Here is a 19114-nt window from a genome sequence, read left to right on the forward strand (position 1 = left end):
CGCGCCAGAGATGTCGATTCCCAGTGTACCCGCCCCCGGCCCGGAAGCCCCGGATTCGCGGCCCTCCTGGGGACGACGGCCGGCGCGGCGCCCGCGCGGTCAGCCCCAGGTGTCCCGGGCGCCCCGCCCGCGGACCGAGCGCTTGCCCTTGCCGAACCCCGGACCAGCCGGTCCCAGCACCCGCACCTCGCGCACCACGCCCTCGCCGACGTCCTCCGACAGCCGCCTGACCAGCTGCGGGGCGAGCATCTTCAGCTGCTGCGCCCACGCCGACGAGTCGGTCCGGACCACGAGCACGCCCTCCGCGAAGGTCTCGGGCGTGCAGTGGTCGGCGATCTGGTCGCCCACCACGTCGCGCCAGCGGCCGACGACCCCGCCGACCGACACCTCCTGCACCCAGCCGCGGTCCCGGAACAGGGACGCCATCGTGCTGGACACCGTCTGCGGGTCCCGCGCGTGCGCGCCCGGGCCGCCGCGCTCCGTCGGGGACAGGGGAGAGCGGCCGCGCGCCTTCTCGCCGGGCCGGTAGCCCTTCGACCGGGCGACCGAGCGGAACCGGGCCAGCGACATCCGCGCCATCTGCGCACCCGGGGTGACCTCGAGCTGCTCGCAGACGGGCACGGTGGGGTCGACGGCCGGGACGGCGGAGGCGTCCAGGTCGGGAGTGGGGGAGACCTCGTCAGCCGGCACGGGCGACCTCGGACGCCAGCACGTCGAACCGTGCCCCCGCGAGCCGCTCGGGCACGTCGCCGGGCACCGCGGCGGTGACGAACACCTGCCGCGCACCGGCGACCATCTCGGACAGGCGCTGCCGCCGCTTCGCGTCGAGCTCGGCGAACACGTCGTCGAGCATGAGCACGGGCTCGCCGTCGGGGCCGGAGTCCGCCACCCAGAGCCGGGCGGCGTCGTCGGGCGTGCCCGCCTGCGGGCCGTGGGTCAGCAGCTCGTACGACGCCAGGCGCAGGGCCAGCGCGAACGACCAGGACTCGCCGTGGCTCGCGTAGCCCTTGGCCGGCAGCTCGCCGAGGGTCAGCACCAGGTCGTCGCGGTGCGGACCCACCAGGCACACGCCCCGCTCGAGCTCCTTCGGGCGCACGCGCGCCAGCGCCTCGAGCATCTGCGCCTCGACGACCTGCGCGGTCGCGCCCGCCCCGGACGCCGCACGCTCCTCGGGCGGCAGCCGGTCGGCGTCCGGGCCGTCCAGCACCGCGGTGAGGGAGGACCGGTACGTGACCCGCGCGTCGCCCTGCCCGTCGCTGACCCGCTCGTAGGCGTCGGCGACGTACGGGCCGAGGGCGGTGACGACGGCCTGCCGGGCGACGATCACCTGCGCCGCGAGCTCCGCGAGCTTCGCGTCCCAGACGTCGAGGGTGCTCAGGTCCAGGTTCGACCGCGAGCCGCGGAACCCGGCCGCGGACTTGAGCAGCGCGGTCCGCTGCCGCACCACCCGGTCGTACTCGCTGAACACCCCGGCCAGCCGCGGCGTGACCTGCACGGCGAGCTCGTCGACGAACCGCCGCCGGCCGTCGGGGTCGCCCTTCACCAGCGCCAGGTCCTCGGGCGCGAACAGCACCGACCGCAGGGCGCCGACGACGTCGCGGGACCGCGCGGCCGTGCCGTTGAGCTTGACCCGGTTCGACCGGCCCGACCCGAGCTGCAGGTCGATGACCAGCGCGCGCTCGGACCCGTCGTCCTGCGCGCGCACGATCCGGGACCGCACCACCGCCGCCGACGCCCCGGCTCGCACGAGCGGGGCGTCGGTCGGCACGCGGTGGCTGGAGAACGTCGAGACGTAGCCGATCGCCTCGACGAGGTTGGTCTTGCCCTGCCCGTTCGGCCCCACGAGCGCGGTGATCCCGGGCTCGAAGGTGAGGTCGACCTGGTGGTACGACCGGAAGTCCGTCAGCGACAGGTGCGAGACGTACATCGAGCGGCGTCAGCCCTCCGAGCGCACGCCGGGGGGCGTGGCACCGGAGACCGGGGCGCCCGCCGCCCTCACGGCGTGGCCGCCGAACTGCTGCCGCAGGGCCGCGACCGCCTTCATCGCGGGGGACTGCTCCTGGCGGGACTGGAAGCGCGCGAACAGCGCGGCGGTGATGACCGGCAGCGGCACGGCGGCGTCGATCGCCTCGTCCACGGTCCAGCGGCCCTCGCCCGAGTCGGCGACCCAGTCGTCGATCGCCTCGAACGCCTGGTCCTCCTCGAGCGCCTTGACCAGCAGCTCCAGCAGCCAGGACCGCACGACGGTGCCGCGCTGCCAGGCCTTCATGGTGCCGGCGACGTCGGTGACGATGTCCTTCGCGGCGAGCAGCTCGTAGCCCTCGGCGTACGCCTGCATGAGGCCGTACTCGATGCCGTTGTGCACCATCTTCGCGTAGTGGCCCGCGCCGACCTCGCCGGCGTGCACGAAGCCCTCCTCGCGGGGGCCCTCGGGGCGCAGCGCGTCGAAGACCGGCATGACACGCTCGACCTGCGCGGCGTCGCCGCCGACCATGAGGCCGTAGCCGTTCGCGAGGCCCCAGACGCCGCCGGAGACACCGACGTCGAGGAAGTGGACGCCCTTCGCGCCGAGCTGCTGCGCGTGGCCCTTGTCGTCGCCGAAGTACGAGTTGCCGCCGTCGATGACGAGGTCGCCCTCGCCCAGCAGGCCGCCGAGCTCCTCGATCACCGCGTGGGTCACGGCACCCGCGGGGACCATCACCCACACGACGCGCTCACCGGCGGGGAGGGCCTGCACCAGGTCGGCCAGCGACGCGACGTCGGAGACCTCCGGGTTCTGGTCGTACCCCGTGACGTCGATCCCTGCGCCCCGCATCCGGTCGCGCATGTTCGCGCCCATCCTGCCGAGACCCACCAGGCCGATCCGCATCGCTCCACCTCTCCTCGCCCGACCGCCGGCGGGTGGTCCTGCGTCCCGCGGCGACATCTGTCGCCCGCCATTGTCCTGCTGCGGGCTGGTCCTGACGAACGAGACGGGCGTCTCGCCGGTCACACCCCGGGCGCCGGAGCGCCCGGGTCAGGAGGCGAAGCGGATGGGGACCAGGAGGTAGCGGTACTCCTTGAGGTCCTCGCCCTCGAGCGACTCCTGGCCGGTGAACTCGACCGGCTTGTTCGGGTGCGTGAACGACAGGCGGACGAACGACGTGGTCAGCGCCCCGAGCCCGTCCAGCAGGAACTGGGGGTTGAACGCCACCGCGATGTCGTCGCCGACCAGCGTCGCCTCCAGCGCCTCGGACGCCTGGGCGTCGTCGCCCTGGCCGGCGTCGAGGACGACCTGGCCGTCGGTGAACGTCAGCCGGATCGGGGTGTTGCGCTCCGCGACCAGGGCGACGCGCTTGGCGGCGTCGGCCAGCAGCTGCGTGTTGACCACGGCGTGGATCGGCGACTCGTCCGGGAACAGGCGGCGCACGGCGGGGTAGTCGCCGTCGACCAGCAGCGACGTCGTGTGCCGGCCGCCGGCCTCGAAGCCGACGAGGTCGACGCCCTGGCCGGCTGCGAGGCCGACGTTCACCGAGCCGGAGGCCCCGAGCGACTTCGCCGCGTCGGACAGCGTGCGGGCGCGGACCAGCGCGACCTGCGACGCGTCGGGGAACGCGGGCTTCCAGGTGAGCTCCCGCAGCGCGAGGCGGTACCGGTCGGTCGCGAGCAGCGTGACCTTCTCGCCCTCGATCTCGACGCGGACGCCGGTGAGCAGCGGCAGGGTGTCGTCGCGGCTCGCGGCGACGGTGACCTGGGCGACGGCCTTGGTCAGCTCGTCGCCGTCGACCGTGCCCGTCAGCGGGGGCATCGACGGGAGCTGGGGGTAGTCCTCGACCGGCATGGTCAGCAGCGTGAACCGGCTCGCCCCGCAGGTGACGGTGACCTTGGTGCCGTCGAGCTGCACGTCGACCGGCTTGGCGGGCAGGGCGCGGGAGATCTCCGCGAGCAGCCGGCCGGAGACCAGGACGGTGCCGGGCTCGCTGACGTCGGCGGGGATCTCCGAGCGGGCCGAGACCTCGTAGTCGAAGCTCGCGAGGCGCAGCGTGCCGTCGGTGTCGGCCTCGATGCGGACGCCGGCCAGCACGGGGACCGGGGGACGGGTGGGCAGGCTGCGAGCGATCCACGTGACGGCTTCTGCGAGGACGTCACGTTCGACGCGGAACTTCATGCCCCACCCTCTCGGTCTGGGGGATCACGCGGATCCCGTGCGGTGCGTAGCGGTGCTGGTGCGAGGACCCGCCGCGGACCCGGGAGGGTCGGCAGCAGTAGCCCCGAACACTACGCGAGAGGCCAGGCCTGGCGGTACCGATGTGGGGACGGGCTGTGGACGAGGTCGGTGGGCCTGGATCGTTCGTCAGGAGCCGTCGTGCGGGCGAGGACGTCGTGGTCCTCGGCGTCGTTCGGCCGGTCTCGGCCGGCCGGTCGTCGGATCGGCTCGGCAGAGCACTGACGGCCTGTGGATCTTCTTCCTAGGGATCAGTCGTCGTCATCGTCGGTTCTGTGAATCCTGGGGACGACGCGTCCAGGCGCAGGTCCGGGCACCTTTTCGGTTGTGCACAGCCCCTGTGGACCCGCTGGGGACGACGAGCGCGAACGTGGACGACGCTCCCGGCGTCCTTCTGCGTCCACCGAGAGCCCACGATGCGTCCACACGAATCCTGGGGGTCGTCCACCGGTATCCACAGGTGCGTCCACAGGTGTGAGTAATCGTCCCAGGCATGTTTCAGGCAGCGGTTGAGGTCGAGGTCCGAGGAACGGCGAAGGCCCGCCGCCGGCGTACCGGGGCGGGCCTTCACGAGCGGGTCCGGGTCGTTCAGACCCGGCTCTCCTGCTTGATGCGGTTGGTGAGCTCCGTGACCTGGTTGAAGATCGACCGGCGCTCCGCCATCAGCTCGCGGATCTTGCGGTTCGCGTGCATCACCGTCGTGTGGTCGCGGCCGCCGAACGCCTGGCCGATCTTCGGCAGCGACAGGTCGGTCAGCTCGCGGCACAGGTACATGGCGATCTGCCGCGCCGTCACCAGCACGCGGGACCGCGACGAGCCGCACAGGTCCTCGATGCTCAGCCCGAAGTACGCGGCCGTCTGGCCGATGACGGCGGTGGCCGTGATCGTCGCCTGGTCGTCGTCGGTGATCAGGTCCTTCAGCACGATCTCCGCCAGCGACAGGTCGACCTGCTGCCGGTTGAGGTTCGCGAACGCCGTGACCCGGATCAGCGCGCCCTCGAGCTCGCGGATGTTGGTCGAGATCTTCGACGCGATGTACTCCAGCACGTCGTGCGGGGCCTGCAGCTTGTCGTTCGCCGACTTCTTGCGCAGGATCGCGATCCGCGTCTCGAGGTCCGGCGGCTGCACGTCGGTGATGAGGCCCCACTCGAACCGGGAACGCATCCGGTCCTCGAACCCGTTCAGCTGCTTGGGCGGCAGGTCCGAGGTGATCACCACCTGCTTGTTCGCGTTGTGCAGCGTGTTGAAGGTGTGGAAGAACTCCTCCATCGTCTGTTCCTTGCCCTGCAGGAACTGGATGTCGTCGATGAGGAGGACGTCGACCTCGCGGTAGCGGCGCTGGAAGGCACCGGCCTTGCCCTCACCGATGGAGTTGATGAAGTCGTTGGTGAACTCCTCGGAGTTCACGTACCGCACGCGCACCGAGGGGTACAGGTTCCGGGCGTAGTGCCCGATCGCGTGCAGCAGGTGCGTCTTGCCCAGCCCGGAGTCGCCGTAGATGAACAGCGGGTTGTACGCCTTCGCGGGCGCCTCCGCCACGGCCACGGCCGCCGCGTGCGCGAACCGGTTGGACGACCCGATGACGAACGTCTCGAACAGGTACTTGGGGTTCAGGCGCGCGGGCTCCACGCTCGGCGTCGGGCCGGCGGGCTCGCGTCGGAAGCCCTCGGAGCGGACCGGGGCGTCGAGGTGCGCGCTGTCACCGGTGCTCGGGTGGCCGGTGGCGGCGAGCGCGGGAGCGACCGGCTCGTCGTCGGTCGGTCGGGCGGGCGGCGGGGACGCGGTCAGCGCGGCATCGGCCGAGCCCGTCTCCAGCGAGGGGTCCACGGTGATCGCGAACCGGGCCTCGCGGCCCAGGGCCGACGCCAGGGCGTCCGAGACCTCCTGACGCACGCGCGTCTCGAGGTAGTCCTTCGTGAGGTCGTTGCCGACCGCGAGGAGCATCGTGCCGTCGAGCAGCCCGAGCGGCTTCGCCAGCCGTACGAACGCGAGCTGGCGCGGCGTGATGTCCGGGCTCGCGTCGAGCTGAGCCATCGCGGCCGACCAGACCTGGCTCAGCTGATCGTCCTGTCCTGACACCTGTACCTCGCTGCCGTCGTGTGTCGCGGTGGTCGAGTGTCGCACGCCGCGGTCGGGCGTCCACAGACTTGTCCACACCTGTGCGTGACGGTCGGTCGCGCACGATCCCGGCGATGCCGGGGTCGGACCGGGGTCCGCGGTGCGGCGTTGTCCACAGCCCTGAACGGCTCTGTCCACCGGGTGGGGAGAGGCGGTCGCTGCGGGACGCTCGACGGACGATGCTAGTAGCCGCGACGGGCACGCGGGAGAGGGGCCGGGGCGTCGATCGTGCTCCGGTGGGCGGCGGGTTTGACCCTCGCGCGCTCCCGACGTAACGTTGTGCAGCCTTCCTGATGGCTCCTGCTGGCGTGCCCTGACGCTAGACCCGTCTTGCGACGTGGGTACCGGAGCAGTCGAGCACGGCACAGACCTGGCTGCACGCGCGCGTGCAGTCGACGCACCGAAGTACGTGGAGACCATCGTGAGCAAGCGGACCTTCCAGCCGAACAACCGGCGTCGTGCCAAGACGCACGGTTTCCGTCTGCGTATGCGGACGCGTGCCGGCCGCGCGATCCTCGCCGCCCGTCGGCGCAAGGGTCGCGCCGAGCTGTCGGCCTGACACCACCTGACGCGGTGCTGCCCGCCGCACACCGGATGCGCCGGTCCGCCGACTTCGAGCGGACCGTGCGCAGCGGTGTGCGCGCCGGGCGGAACACGCTCGTGGTGCACCTCGTGACGCGAACCGACCCCGGACCTGGTCCGGCGGTCGGTTTCGTCGTGTCCAAGGGTGTCGGCAACGCCGTGACGCGCAACCGGGTCAAGCGGCGCCTGCGGGCGCTGGCCACGGAGCGCATCGGTGCGCTGCCCGCGGACGCCGACCTGGTCGTCCGGGCCCTCGGACCCGCCGCGACGGCCGACTACGCCACGCTGGGCCAGGAGCTCGACGGTGCCCTGCGCACCGCTGGACGTCGCCGCGCCGAACGCGGACGTGGCGCTGCCGGCACCGCGCCCGAGGGTCGGCGATGAGCACCCCGCGCGGCGCCGCGGCGCTGCGTGGCGTCCTGCGGTTCCCGCGTCGGCTGCTCGTGCTCGCGATCCGCGGGTACCAGCGGTTCCTGTCCCCCCTCACCCCGCCGACCTGCCGGTTCTACCCCTCGTGCAGCCAGTACGCCGTGATCGCCCTCGAGCGGCACGGCGTCCTGCGCGGGACGCGGCTGGCGGTCTGGCGGGTCCTGCGCTGCAACCCGTGGAACCCGGGGGGCGTCGACGACGTTCCACCGGCGGGGCCGCACCGTCGACACCCGCACCGCGCGGTCGCCTCCGCGCACTGACCTTCCCCTGGAGAGTTCCCCGATGAGCTGGTTCGACGGCCTGCTGTATCCGATCATGGTCGCTGTGGCCTGGATCATGGTCCAGTTCCACAGCCTGTTCGACTTCCTCGGCCTCGACCCGGCCGGTGGTCTGGCGTGGGGCCTGTCGATCGTCGGCCTCGTGATCGTGATGCGGATCATCCTGATCCCGCTGTTCTTCAAGCAGATCAAGGCGTCGCGCGGCATGCAGCTGCTCGCGCCGGACATGAAGAAGATCCAGGCGAAGTACAAGGGGAAGACGGACCCCGCGTCCCGCGAGGCGATGAGCCGCGAGACGATGGAGCTGTACCGCAAGCACGGGACCAACCCGTTCTCGTCCTGCCTGCCGATCCTCGCGCAGTCGCCGATCTTCTTCGCGCTGTTCCGCGTGCTCAACTCCCTGCCCGCGCTGGCGTCCGGCGACTACGTGCGGGACAACCTCGGCCCCCTTACCCAGGACCTCGCGTCGCAGGCCGAGCAGGCCAGCATCTTCGGCGCCCCGCTGTCGGCGACCTTCATGAACGCGGCCGAGTTCGGTGACGCCGCCGTGCACGTCCGGATCGTCACCATCCTGCTCGTCGTCGCGATGTCCGCGACCACGTTCCTCACCCAGCGCCAGCTGACGATGAAGAACATGCCGCCGGCCGCCCTCGAGGGCCCGATGGCGCAGCAGCAGAAGATGCTCATGTACGTCTTCCCGCTGATCTTCGCCTTCTCCGGCGTGAACTTCCCGATCGGTGTGCTGCTCTATTGGACCACCACCAACCTGTGGTCGATGGGGCAGCAGTTCTACACGATCCGCCGGATGCCGGCGCCGGGCTCGCAGGCCGAGAAGGCGCTCAAGGCGCGGCAGGCCAAGAAGGCCGCGCACAAGGGCATCACGATCGAGGAGGACCGCCCCACGATCGAGGAGCGTCCGGTCTCGGGGCAGCGGCAGCAGCCGGTCGGCAAGGCGCGCGCGAAGAAGCAGCAGCCCCGACCCGCGGCCTCCGCCACGGCGACCACCTCCGCCGGCGCGGCCGCGTCGAGCTCAGCCGAGGAGTCCCCGTCCGGGTCCACCGCGTCCCCGGAGCCGGGCGCGACCGGCGGCCCCGCACCGGCGAAGAAGAAGCGCAACGGCACCGGCGGCGGCACGGGCGGCAGCACGCCCGGCGGCACTCCGGACGCCGGCTAGACCTCGCGTCCCGACGCGCACCCCGTTCCCCCAGCAAGGAGCAGAGATGACCACTCCCACCGGCGCCACCGGCGAGGCCGGCACGGCGTCCGCGTCGCGCCTCGAAGAAGAGGGCGAGATCGCCGCGGACTACCTCGAGGAGCTCCTCGACATCGCGGACCTCGACGGTGACATCGACATCGACGTCGACCACGGTCGCGCTGCTGTCGAGATCGTGGCGGAGGAGGGCACCGAGCGTGCGCTCCGTCGGCTCGTCGGCGAGGACGGCGAGGTGCTCGACGCCCTCCAGGAGCTGACTCGGCTCGCGGTCCAGGCGAAGACCGGCGACCGCAGCCGGCTGATGCTCGACATCGCCGGCTACCGCGCCGGCCGCAAGGTCGAGCTCGTCAAGGTCGCCGAGGAGGCGATCGCCCGCGTGCGCGAGTCCGGCGACGAGGTCGCGCTCGACCCGATGAACCCGTTCGAGCGGAAGGTCGTGCACGACGCCGTCGCCGCTGCGGGCCTGACGTCCGACTCGGACGGTGTCGAGCCGTCCCGGTTCGTCGTGGTGAAGCCCGCGAGCTGATCTGGACGCCTTCGTCCGAAGGCACTGAGAGGCCGGTTCCGTTCGGGACCGGCCTCTCGCGTCGTCTGCGGCTCTCTCAGGATGGATCTGAGCGAAGTAGTTCCCGTGTGAACGAATGGCGGTATGTGGTCGTGCGCTGAATTGGTGCCACGGCATCCGCCCAGCTCGTCGGAGAGGCGAAAGGACGCCCGGCCGCCGCGGACCGGCGAGCCGCGACCGGTGCTCGTTTCCGCAGGCTCCCACGTCTCGGCCAGTCGGTCTCGAGGCGGACTTGGGCCCGCGACGGGCCTGGCCGTCGACTTCCTGTCGAAGTGCTCGTGCCATCCGGGCTGCACGGCGGGCGGTCCCGCGGAATAGACACGTGCACGGCTCGGCGCCCGGCGGTCGCGGTCTGAGGTGCGCGCCGCGGACGCGTGTGGCCGGATGGTCCCTCAGGCACGTCGGCAGACGCGGGCGGGCGGCTGGCGACGTCCTGGCCGGCCCGGGCGCCGATGGCGCGACGGGTCCGGGGCCGGAGCGTCCGCTGTGATGAGGTCGACTGTCGGTCGGCGTCGACCGGTCCCGTGTGGTCGAGCCCGGTCCACCCCGGTGCCCGACGCGGGTGCGGTGCGGGTTGCGGGGGAGCGGCACCGTGCCCGACGAGGCCGCTGCCGTCGAGTGGCTGCGCACGCCGGCGGGGAGGTGGCTCGACGGGTCCGGCTGGTCGTGCCGTGGCGCGGGCGCAAACCCGGAGCACCCGCCGAGGTTCCACGTGGAACGTCCCGGTGGTGCTGTGCTCCCCGGGGGCAGTTCGCGTCGAGACGTGGTCTGGAGCCTGGAGTCCCCGGCCCGCCGGGTGACGCTGTGACGCGCTAGGGCTGCTGGCGGTGGACGGCGCGACGTGTGCCTGCCGGCGCGCTTGCCGAGGCGACGCCGGGCGCTCTGCGTGAGGTGCGCCGCGCGCGCTCGGAGATTCACGTGGAACGTCAGGGGTCACGCGGGCCGTAGCGCGGTGGTGTGGTCGGTGTGGGCGGGGCGTAGGGACGTTCGGTAGCCGCGCGGGGAAGTCCGTCCTCGGAGACGCCGGTGCGCTGGTGCCTGGCGCGGCGCGACCCATGGGCGTGCAGGTCAAGCGGGCAAGCGGAGAGCATGGCGGGCTGGGACCGGCGGGGGGAGCGCCGCACGCCCAGCCAGGCGGGAGTGGGCCGGCGGGAGCCAGGCAGTGCGCGTCGGGCGGCGCGAGCGGGGCGGAGCTGCCGGATCGGCGTAGCCAGCCCGCTACGACCGGGTCGGCGCGCCTGCGGGGGAGTGGTGATCGAGGGTGGCTCGGCCCCGGGTGGGCGCGACCGGGGCGGCTCGACCGAGGCGGCGCGCCTGAGGCATGCGGCACCGTGACTGTCGCCGCTGGGGTCTGCGGGACGGTGGTCGCCGCGCCCGATCGCGAGATGACCGGCGTAGGTGCGCCCCAGAGCGGCGGAACGGCGCGCGAGCTGGCGAGCCTCGGACGGCGGGAGGCGGCCGAGTACGCGGGCGGCCACGCCCGGTGGGTGCGGTGCACTCCCTGAGGCTCGCTCGCCTCCCACGGCGTACCGCCCAGCGTCAGGGGGCGGGTCCCCGGGTTCGCGGGCGGTGCGTGCGCAGGGGAGTGGGCTGTTCCGATGGACCGCACGGTTTCACGTGGAACGGGGTGTGCTCCGGCGCGTGTGCGGCCGGTCGCTCGAGGCGTTCGTGCAGGATGCTGGCCTGGCTTCGATGCCCGTACGGCGAGGCAGTAGCCACGCGACGAGACCAGGTCCGCGGAGTCGGCGCGGTCTGGTCTCTCGGCACGGCCCCGCGGGAGCCCGCGTGCGGGCGCGTCTATGGGGTTGGATGAGCGGGCCTACCAACGTGGGGGAGTGGGGCCCGCCAGCACCCGGCGAGGGCGGCGCGCCACGAAGGGGTGCGAGGCCGGGGTCGTCCGCTGTCTGGTCCCGGGGGCGCGAGACCGCCCAGCGGCCTGACAACGGGCAAGGCTCGTGGTCGTGGTCGTGGTCGTGGTCGTGGTCGTGGTCGTGGGCAGATGTGCGCGGATCGTCGCCGCACGAGCGCTGGCAGGGCGAGTGACATCGCGGCGCTGTCTGTTCCACGTGAAACCACCACGTGGACGGGGCGAGGCAGGGCGGGCGAGCAGGGCGGGCGCGCGGGGCAGGGCGGGGAGGGCGAGCAGGACGGGGCGAGGCAGGGGAGGGCGAGGCAGGGGAGGGCGAGCAGGGCGGGCGAGCAGGGCGGGCGAGCAGGGCGGGCGCGCGGGGCGGGGCGAGGTGGGGCGGGGCGAGGTGGGGCGGGGCGAGCAGGACGGGGCGAGGCGAGGTGGGGCGGGGCGAGCAGGACGGGGCGAGGCGAGGTGGGGCGGCCACTGCAGCGATGCCCTCGGGTCGCTCGAAAGGACCGACCACCGCACCGTCCCGCCAGGCGCTCATGCCCACCGCGTCGCTGGATGCGCCGCCGGAGCGCACGCAGGACTCGCGCGCACGCTCGCTGGCCCCGCCCCTCCGGGCCGGCGTTGCTCTGCCACGTGGCGAGCCGATAGCCGGAACGGGCTAGGGGGCGCGACGCGCGAGGCGGACCGGGCGCACGCAGCTTCGAAGCGGCTGGTGTGCGCTCGGCCGGTCCGGGGCGTGGATTCCACGGTTCCACGTGAAACCACGGACGATGGGCCCTGGAAGGCGCAGGCCGCTCTGTCGTGCTCGTACCGTCGCTGATCGCGTCAGCATCGGTGCGCTGAGCGCCCCGGAGCGGCACCCGTTGCGCTGAGCCCTCCCGGGCGCCGCCTCTCACTGCGGTGGCAGCGGCCCGGCGCTCCGCCGCGACGCATCCGGCGAGACGCACGGGCGGTTCCGGTTCCACGTGAAACACGCGCCGCGCGCCCCTGTGGACGACGACGGAGGACAGGGTCGTGCGGGGTACCGTTGGGGGTGCGCGCCGCACCCTCCCGGTGACAGCGCGCCCCACCACGTACCGAACCAGGGGAGAGCTGTGCGGTCTGAGTCGGTGTCCCACCAGGACCGTGACCCGCGCGCGCCCGAGGTCGACCCGCTCGACGGCGACGACCGTCTTCCCGCCCTCTTCGGGCCGTCCTGGCCCGCGATCGAGCGCTTTCACGCGAAGCTGCGTGACCAGGGCGTCCTCCGAGGCCTGGTCGGCCCTCGTGAGGTCGGCCGCCTCTGGGAGCGGCACGTGGTCAACTCCGCTGCTGTCGTCCCGTTCCTCCCGGAGTCGGGTCGGATCGTCGACGTCGGCAGTGGCGCGGGGCTCCCGGGAGTGGTGATCGCGGCGATGCGGCCTGCGTGCGAGGTGATCCTGCTGGAGCCGATGGAGCGCCGCACGGACTGGCTCTCCGAGGTGGTTGACGACCTCGGTCTCGACAACGCCCGGGTGCTCCGCGGGCGTGCTGAGGACCTGGCGGGGGAGGTCGATGCCGACGCGGTGACGGCACGGGCCGTTGCCTCGCTGGACAAGCTGTACGGGTGGACCCTGCCGCTCCTGCGGGTCGGCGGTCGGATGGTCGCGCTCAAGGGTGGCCGCGCGCAGGTCGAGGTCGAGGAGGCGGCGTCCATCGGGAAGCGACTCGGCGGGGGAACCGCCGAGATCCTGACCGCTCCGACGCTGGCGGGCCTGGACCCCACGAGCGTGGTCGTCGTCGAGAAGACCACACCCGGCACGTCCACGGCGAAGCCTGTTTCACGTGGAACAGAGAGCGGGTCGCGGCGGTCGCGACGCTCGACGAAGGGATCGCGCCCGTGACGACGGACCCCACCCGCTGGACTGACGACGGGGAGGAGCGCCGTCGGGCCGCACTCGTGGAGAGCCTGCCGTCGGCGGACGAGGACACGCCCCTGATGGCGGAGCTCCGCCTCGACGCGCGTCGTCGCATCGAGCTGCGGGGGAGGGTGTTCCCGAAGCCGGACCGGACCCGCGTCATCACCGTCGCGAACCAGAAGGGCGGCGTCGGCAAGACCACGACCACGGTGAACCTGGCGGCCGCGCTCGCGCAGTCCGGGCTCCACGTGCTCGTGATCGACAACGACCCGCAGGGCAACGCCTCGACCGCGCTCGGGATCGACCACCGGTCGGGGATCACCTCGGTCTACGACGTGCTCGTCGACGGCGCCCCGATGGCCTCCGCCGTGCACCCGTGCCCGGATGTCCCGAACCTCTGGTGCGTCCCCGCGACGATCGACCTGTCCGGCGCGGAGATCGAGCTCGTCTCGATGGTGGCGCGGGAGACCCGCCTGCGGAACGCCCTGAGCGCGTACCTCGAGCAGCGGGAGCGCGACGGCGAGCCCCGGATCGACTACGTGCTGGTCGACTGCCCGCCGAGCCTCGGCCTGCTCACGGTGAACGCGTTCGTCGTCGGCGACGAGGTGCTGATCCCGATCCAGTGCGAGTACTACGCCCTCGAGGGTCTCAGTCAGCTGCTCAAGTCGATCGAGCTGATCCAGGCCCACCTGAACCCGGTCCTGCACGTGTCGACGATCCTGCTCACCATGTACGACGGACGGACCAACCTCGCGCAGCAGGTCGCGCGGGAGGTGCGGGAGCACTTCCCGACGAAGACGCTGCGCACCACCGTGCCGCGGTCGGTCCGCGTCTCGGAGGCGCCGTCCTACGGGCAGACGGTGCTGACGTACGATCCGGGCTCGAGCGGTGCGCTCGCCTACCTGGAGGCAGCGCGAGAGCTCGCCGAGCGCGGCGTCGTCGCGGACCGGCAGAAGGAGGACGTGTGAGCGAGAAGCGGCGTGGGCTCGGACGGGGCCTGGGGGCCCTGATCCCGACGGGTCTGGAGACCCGGAGCGGCGAGGGCAACCGACCCGTCGACGTCTTCTTCCCCGACCGGAACGCGGAGCGGGCGGAGGAGGCGGCGCGAGAGGCCGCCGACAAGGCTCTGAACAGTGCAAACGCCGCGCAGTCCGCTCCCGAGCGCGGCGCGGTGTCCAGCGCGGACGACGCCGAGGTGACCGCGACGGCGCCCTCCGCCGACAGCGACGGCCTGCTGCCCGTCCCGGGCGCGACGTTCGCCGAGCTTCCCGGTCGGTACCATCCGACCGAACCACAAGCAGCCGCGCTCGGTGTTCGACGAGGACGCGCTGGAGGAGCTCGTCGGGTCGATCCGCGAGATCGGCGTGCTCCAGCCCGTCGTGGTGCGTGACGTCGGCGACGGCTACGAGCTGATCATGGGGGAGCGGCGCTGGCGCGCGACCCAGGCGGCCGGCCTGACGACGATCCCCGCGATCATCCGGCAGACCGACGACTCCGACCTGCTCCGCGACGCGCTGCTGGAGAACCTGCACCGGTCCCAGCTCAACCCGCTGGAGGAGGCGGCCGCGTACCAGCAGCTGCTCGACGACTTCGGGTGCACCCACGACGAGCTCGCGACCCGGATCCACCGGTCCCGTCCGCAGATCTCCAACACGCTCCGCCTGCTGCGTCTCCCGCCGCTCGTGCAGCGCCGGGTCGCGGCCGGGGTGCTGTCCGCCGGCCACGCCCGCGCCCTGCTCGGCCTGAGCGACGGCGCCGCGATCGAGCGGCTGGCTCAGCGGATCGTCGCCGAGGGTCTGTCCGTCCGCGCTGTCGAGGAGATCGTGTCGCTCGGTGGCGAGGGCGGGACGCCGAAGCCGAAGCGCCGCACCCGCGCCGGGGTGCGCAACGAGGCCCTCGACGAGCTCGCGAGCCGGCTCTCCGACCGGTTCGAGACCCGCGTCAAGGTCGACCTCGGCAAGCAGCGGGGCAAGCTCACCGTGGAGTTCGCCTCGGTGCAGGACCTGAACCGCATCCTGTCGAGCCTCGCCCCCGAGGACCCGGGCGTGTTCCGGGGCTGACCTCCCGGTCAGGCGTCGGCGAGGCCTGCCTCGACCAGCTCCCGGTACAGCGTGGGGAGGTGGTGCCCGCCGGCCTCCGCGGCCTGCGGGAACAGCGACGTCTCGGTCATCCCGGGCGCCACGTTGACCTCGAGGAACCAGGGCCGGCCGTCGGCGTCCACGATCAGGTCGGTGCGGGACAGATGCCGCAGGCCGAGTGCGCGGTGCGCGGCCACGGCGACGTCAGCGGCACGAGCGGCGACGTCCTCGGGCAGCCGTGCGGGTGCGAAGTACTCGGTCCGACCGGGGTTGTAGCGCGCGTCGTAGTCGTAGGGGCCGTCGGTGACGACCTCGACGGCGGGCAGCGCCACGGGCTCGCCGTCGAGGTCGACGACGCTGATCGCCAGCTCCGTGCCCTCGACGGCGCGCTCGATCAGCGCGGTGTCGCCGTAGGCGAAGCACGTGACCATCGCCCGGGGCAGGTCCTCGGCGGTGCGGACGAGGGTGACGCCCAGCGCCGAACCGCCGCGCGACGGCTTCACGACGAGCGGCAGGCCGAGGCGGGCGACGACGGCGTCCATGACCCGACCGGCGCCGAGTCCCGGAACAGGCTCTGCGGGAGCGTCACGAACTCGGGGGTGTCGATCCCGGCACGGGTCACCGACGTCTTGGCGATGGGCTTGCTCCACGCGACCCGGCTGGCGCGCGGGCCGGTGCCGAGGGCGCGCAGGCCGAGCAGCTCGAGGACGTCCCGGACAGCCCCGTCCTCGCCGCTGGCGCCGTGCAGCAGCGGCCACACCAGGTCCGGCCGGGTCTCGGTCAGCGCGGGCACGAGGTCCGCGTCGACGTCGTGCACCGACACCTCGGCGCCCGCGGAGCGGAGCGCCTCCGCGACCCGGCGTCCGGACCGCAGGGAGACGTCACGCTCGTGGGACAGCCCGCCCGCGAGGACGACGACGCGCGGGGTGGCGGGGACGGAGTCGTGCGGCACGGGTGGAGGCCTCCTGGGCGGGTGGCGGCACAGGCGGCCGCCGCTGCGGGTGGGTGCGGGGTGGAGCCGGACCGGTGGACGCGGTCAGGCCAGGTCGGGACCGGGTGACTGCACGTCGTCGCCGGCGCGCGCCCCGCCGGTGCCGAACAGCGACACGAGCTCGCTCTCGCCGGCGACCACCCCGGCGAGCCGGCGCACGCCCTCGCGGATGCGGTCGGGCGTGGGGAAGCAGAACGACAGGCGCATGTGGTCCGCGCCCTGCCCGTCCGCGTAGAACGCGGTGCCGGGCACGTAGGCGACCCGGGCGGTGACGGCGCGCGGCAGCATCGCCTTGGCGTCGAGGCCGTCGGGCAGGCGGACCCAGGTGTAGAAGCCGCCGTCGGGGACGGTCCACGTGGCGTCGGGCAGGTGCTCGGCGAGCGCGCCGATCATGGCGTCACGCCGCTCGCGGTAGAGCTCGCGGAACGCCTTGACCTGGCCCTTCCAGTCGCAGGTGGCCAGGTAGCCGCTGATCGCGAGCTGGGAGGCGTTGGACGGGCAGAGGATCGCCGACTCCGACGCGAGGACCAGCTTCTCGCGCACCGCGTGCGGTGCCACAGCCCAGCCGACCCGGTAGCCGGGGGCGAACGTCTTGGAGAACGACCCGAGGTAGATGACCCCGTCGTCGTTCGTGGACCGCATGGCGGGCAGCGGGTCGCCCTCGAAGCCCAGCAGGCCGTACGGGTTGTCCTCGATGACGAGCACGCCGTAGCGCTCGGCGATCTCGAGGACCCGGGGCCGGCGCTCCAGCGACAGCGTGACGCCCGCCGGGTTGTGGAAGTTCGGGATCGTGTAGAGGAACTTCACGCGGCGTCCCTCGCGCGCCAGGGACGCCAGCGTCTCCTCGAGCGCCTCCGGGACGATGCCGTGGGCGTCGAGGGGGACGTGCACGACGTCGGCCTCGTAGGCCCGGAACACACCCAGGGCGCCGACGTACGAGGGTGCCTCCGCGACGACCACGTCGCCCGGGTCGATGAACAGCCGGGTCACGAGGTCGAGCGCCTGCTGCGAGCCGGTGGTCACGACGACGTCGTCCGGGTGCGCGTCGATGCCCTCGAGGCGCATCACCTCGAGGATCTGCTCGCGCAGCCCCTCGTCGCCCTGGCCGGAGCCGTACTGCAGGGCCGTGGTGCCGCGGGTGGCGACGACGCGCTGGGCGAGCTCACCGATCACGTCGAGCGGCAGGCCCTCGAGGTACGGCATGCCCCCGGCGAGGGACACGACCTCCGGGCGGTTCGCCACGGCGAACAGCGCGCGGATCTCGGAGGCGCGCATCCCGTGGGTGCGCTGCGCGTAGGCGCCGAGCCACCGGTCCAGACGGGTTCCGGCGGCGGGGGTCGGGGTGGGGCCCGACACGTCGCCGGGCCGCGGGGTCGCGGTCATCTCCCGAGTGTCGCACGGCGCCCGCACGCCCCCGGGGTGCGTCCACGACGGGCGCGCCGCACGTCCACGGGACCCCCACGCGGACGGCCGGGTGTGCTCAGCCCGCGGCGATCTCCGCGAGGGCGGCGTCGAGCTCGGCCGCGTACGCGCGCTTCTCCCGCGCGCCGACGGCGGTGCGCACCAGCTCGCCCTCGTGGAACACGTACAGGGTCGGGATCGACACCACCCCGTAGCGCCGGGCGAGCTCGGGCTCGGCCTCCGTGTCGACGGCGACGAACCGCAGCCGTCCCGCGTACACGTCCGCGAGCTCGGCGAGCACCGGGGACACCATCCGGCAGGGCACGCACCAGGCGGCCCAGAAGTCGACGACGACCGGGAGCGGTGACCGGAGGACCTCCTGCTCGAAGGTCGCCCCGGTCACCGCCGGCGCGGTGCTCATCGTGCGGTCAGTGCCCGGCGGCGGCCGCGGCCGCGGCGGTGTCGGCGCCCTGGGCGGCCAGCGCGTCCGCGCCGTCGACGTCCGCGGACGCGACGGCGGCGGGGATCTCCGACGGCGACGCGGGGTCCACGTCGCCGAGCGCGGCCAGGAAGTGCTGGGCGTCGAGCGCGGCGGCGCAGCCCGAGCCGGCGGCGGTGATGGCCTGGCGGTAGGTGTGGTCGACGGCGTCACCGGCCGCGAAGACGCCGGGGAGGTTGGTCCGGGTGGAGCGGCCCTCGACGACGATGTAGCCGTTGTCGTCCAGGTCGACCTGCCCGACCAGCAGCTCGGTGCGCGGCACGTGGCCGATCGCGACGAACACGCCGGTCGCGTCGTGGTGCCGGGTCTCGCCGGTCACGGTGTCGCGCAGGGTGACGCCGGTGACCTTGTCGGCGCCCTCGATGCCGACGACCTCGCTGTTCCAGGCGAACTGGATCTTCGGGTCCGCGGCGGCGCGGTCGGCCATGATCTTCGACGCCCGCAGCTCGTCGCGGCGGTGCACGATCGTCACGGACTTGCCGAACCGGGTGAGGAACGTGGCCTCCTCGACGGCCGAGTCGCCGCCGCCCACGACGATGATGTCCTGGTCGCGGAAGAAGAAGCCGTCGCAGGTCGCGCACCAGGAGACGCCGCGGCCGGAGAGCCGCTTCTCGTCGTCCAGGCCGAGCTCGCGGTAGGCGGAGCCGGTCGACAGGATCACCGCGCGGGCGCGGATCGTCTCGCCGCCGCCGGTGACGATCGTCTTGACCGGGCCGGCGAGGTCGAGGGACACGGCGTCGTCCCAGAGGACCTCGGCGCCGAACCGCTCGGCCTGCTTCTGCAGGTTGTCCATGAGGTCCGGGCCGAGGATCCCGTCGGGGAAGCCCGGGAAGTTCTCGACGTCGGTGGTGTTCATCAGGGCGCCACCGGCGGTGACGGAACCCGCGACGACGTACGGGGCGAGGCCGGCGCGCGCGGCGTAGATCGCCGCGGTGTACCCGGCGGGGCCGGAACCGACGATGACGATGTCGCGGACGGGGGTCTCGGTCACGGTGCTTCCCTCGGAGGTCGGGGTCGG

The 19114-nt window shown here is 73.2% G+C and carries 15 protein-coding genes and 2 pseudogenes; 8 read left to right on the top strand and 9 right to left on the bottom strand.

Going from position 1 to position 19114, the window contains the following annotated elements:
• Nucleotides 1–99 precede the first annotated feature (99 nt).
• From AC1VL8_RS05065 to dnaA, 5 genes are all read right to left on the bottom strand, one after another.
• Nucleotides 100–690 carry a DciA family protein gene (locus tag AC1VL8_RS05065; protein WP_483074396.1) on the bottom strand — a complete coding sequence of 197 codons (591 nt, stop codon included), beginning with the start codon at nt 688–690 and terminating at the stop codon, nt 100–102.
• On the bottom strand, nt 680–1927 hold the full coding sequence (recF, locus tag AC1VL8_RS05070; RefSeq protein ID WP_483074397.1) for a DNA replication/repair protein RecF: 1248 nt from the start codon (nt 1925–1927) through the stop codon (nt 680–682). Before recF ends, AC1VL8_RS05065 begins: the two co-directional genes overlap by 11 nt.
• Nucleotides 1928–1936: 9 nt before the next feature.
• On the bottom strand, nt 1937–2869 hold the full coding sequence (gnd, locus tag AC1VL8_RS05075) for a phosphogluconate dehydrogenase (NAD(+)-dependent, decarboxylating) (protein WP_483074398.1): 933 nt from the start codon (nt 2867–2869) through the stop codon (nt 1937–1939).
• A gap of 147 nt (nt 2870–3016) precedes the next feature.
• Complete coding sequence (gene dnaN, locus AC1VL8_RS05080; protein WP_483074399.1) at nt 3017–4147, bottom strand: DNA polymerase III subunit beta; 1131 nt, start codon at nt 4145–4147, stop codon at nt 3017–3019.
• A gap of 645 nt (nt 4148–4792) precedes the next feature.
• A complete protein-coding gene (gene dnaA / locus AC1VL8_RS05085; RefSeq protein WP_389234737.1) occupies nt 4793–6238 on the bottom strand; it encodes a chromosomal replication initiator protein DnaA in 1446 nt (481 codons plus the stop codon).
• A gap of 505 nt (nt 6239–6743) precedes the next feature.
• On the opposite strand from dnaA, the gene rpmH reads away from it, so the two are divergent.
• The 8 genes and pseudogenes from rpmH to AC1VL8_RS05125 all read left to right on the top strand — a co-directional run bounded on the left by rpmH (nt 6744) and on the right by AC1VL8_RS05125 (nt 15187).
• Nucleotides 6744–6881 (top strand): 50S ribosomal protein L34, encoded by a 138-nt coding sequence (gene rpmH / locus AC1VL8_RS05090; RefSeq protein WP_010849920.1) that lies wholly within the window; start codon nt 6744–6746, stop codon nt 6879–6881.
• Between the two features lie 14 nt (nt 6882–6895).
• On the top strand, nt 6896–7288 hold the full coding sequence (gene rnpA, locus AC1VL8_RS05095; RefSeq protein WP_483074400.1) for a ribonuclease P protein component: 393 nt from the start codon (nt 6896–6898) through the stop codon (nt 7286–7288).
• Nucleotides 7285–7593 carry a membrane protein insertion efficiency factor YidD gene (gene yidD / locus AC1VL8_RS05100; protein WP_483074401.1) on the top strand — a complete coding sequence of 103 codons (309 nt, stop codon included), beginning with the start codon at nt 7285–7287 and terminating at the stop codon, nt 7591–7593. Before rnpA ends, yidD begins: the two co-directional genes overlap by 4 nt.
• Nucleotides 7594–7615: 22 nt before the next feature.
• Nucleotides 7616–8785 (top strand): membrane protein insertase YidC, encoded by a 1170-nt coding sequence (gene yidC / locus AC1VL8_RS05105; protein WP_483074402.1) that lies wholly within the window; start codon nt 7616–7618, stop codon nt 8783–8785.
• Between the two features lie 46 nt (nt 8786–8831).
• Complete coding sequence (locus tag AC1VL8_RS05110) at nt 8832–9350, top strand: Jag family protein (protein WP_483074403.1); 519 nt, start codon at nt 8832–8834, stop codon at nt 9348–9350.
• Between the two features lie 3009 nt (nt 9351–12359).
• Nucleotides 12360–13112, top strand: coding sequence for a 16S rRNA (guanine(527)-N(7))-methyltransferase RsmG (gene rsmG, locus AC1VL8_RS05115; RefSeq protein ID WP_483074404.1), 753 nt, complete (start codon nt 12360–12362; stop codon nt 13110–13112).
• Complete coding sequence (locus AC1VL8_RS05120; RefSeq protein ID WP_483074405.1) at nt 13109–14095, top strand: ParA family protein; 987 nt, start codon at nt 13109–13111, stop codon at nt 14093–14095. The genes rsmG and AC1VL8_RS05120 overlap by 4 nt, the downstream gene beginning before the upstream one ends.
• A pseudogene (locus AC1VL8_RS05125) lies at nt 14092–15187 on the top strand (ParB/RepB/Spo0J family partition protein). The gene AC1VL8_RS05120 and the pseudogene AC1VL8_RS05125 overlap by 4 nt, the downstream one beginning before the upstream one ends.
• 8 nt (nt 15188–15195) lie before the next feature.
• Here the strand turns inward: AC1VL8_RS05125 and AC1VL8_RS05130 are convergent.
• The 4 genes and pseudogenes from AC1VL8_RS05130 to trxB form a co-directional block, all read right to left on the bottom strand.
• Nucleotides 15196–16157: pseudogene (locus tag AC1VL8_RS05130) on the bottom strand (D-alanine--D-alanine ligase family protein).
• 84 nt (nt 16158–16241) lie between these two features.
• Nucleotides 16242–17579, bottom strand: a complete 1338-nt coding sequence (locus AC1VL8_RS05135) for an aminotransferase-like domain-containing protein (protein ID WP_389234764.1) — start codon at nt 17577–17579, stop codon at nt 16242–16244.
• 97 nt (nt 17580–17676) lie between these two features.
• On the bottom strand, nt 17677–18018 hold the full coding sequence (trxA, locus tag AC1VL8_RS05140; protein WP_483074406.1) for a thioredoxin: 342 nt from the start codon (nt 18016–18018) through the stop codon (nt 17677–17679).
• Between the two features lie 7 nt (nt 18019–18025).
• A complete protein-coding gene (gene trxB / locus AC1VL8_RS05145; RefSeq protein WP_389234770.1) occupies nt 18026–19087 on the bottom strand; it encodes a thioredoxin-disulfide reductase in 1062 nt (353 codons plus the stop codon).
• Nucleotides 19088–19114: the final 27 nt, after the last annotated feature.

The sequence above is a fragment of the Cellulomonas sp. KU4C genome (assembly GCF_056868065.1).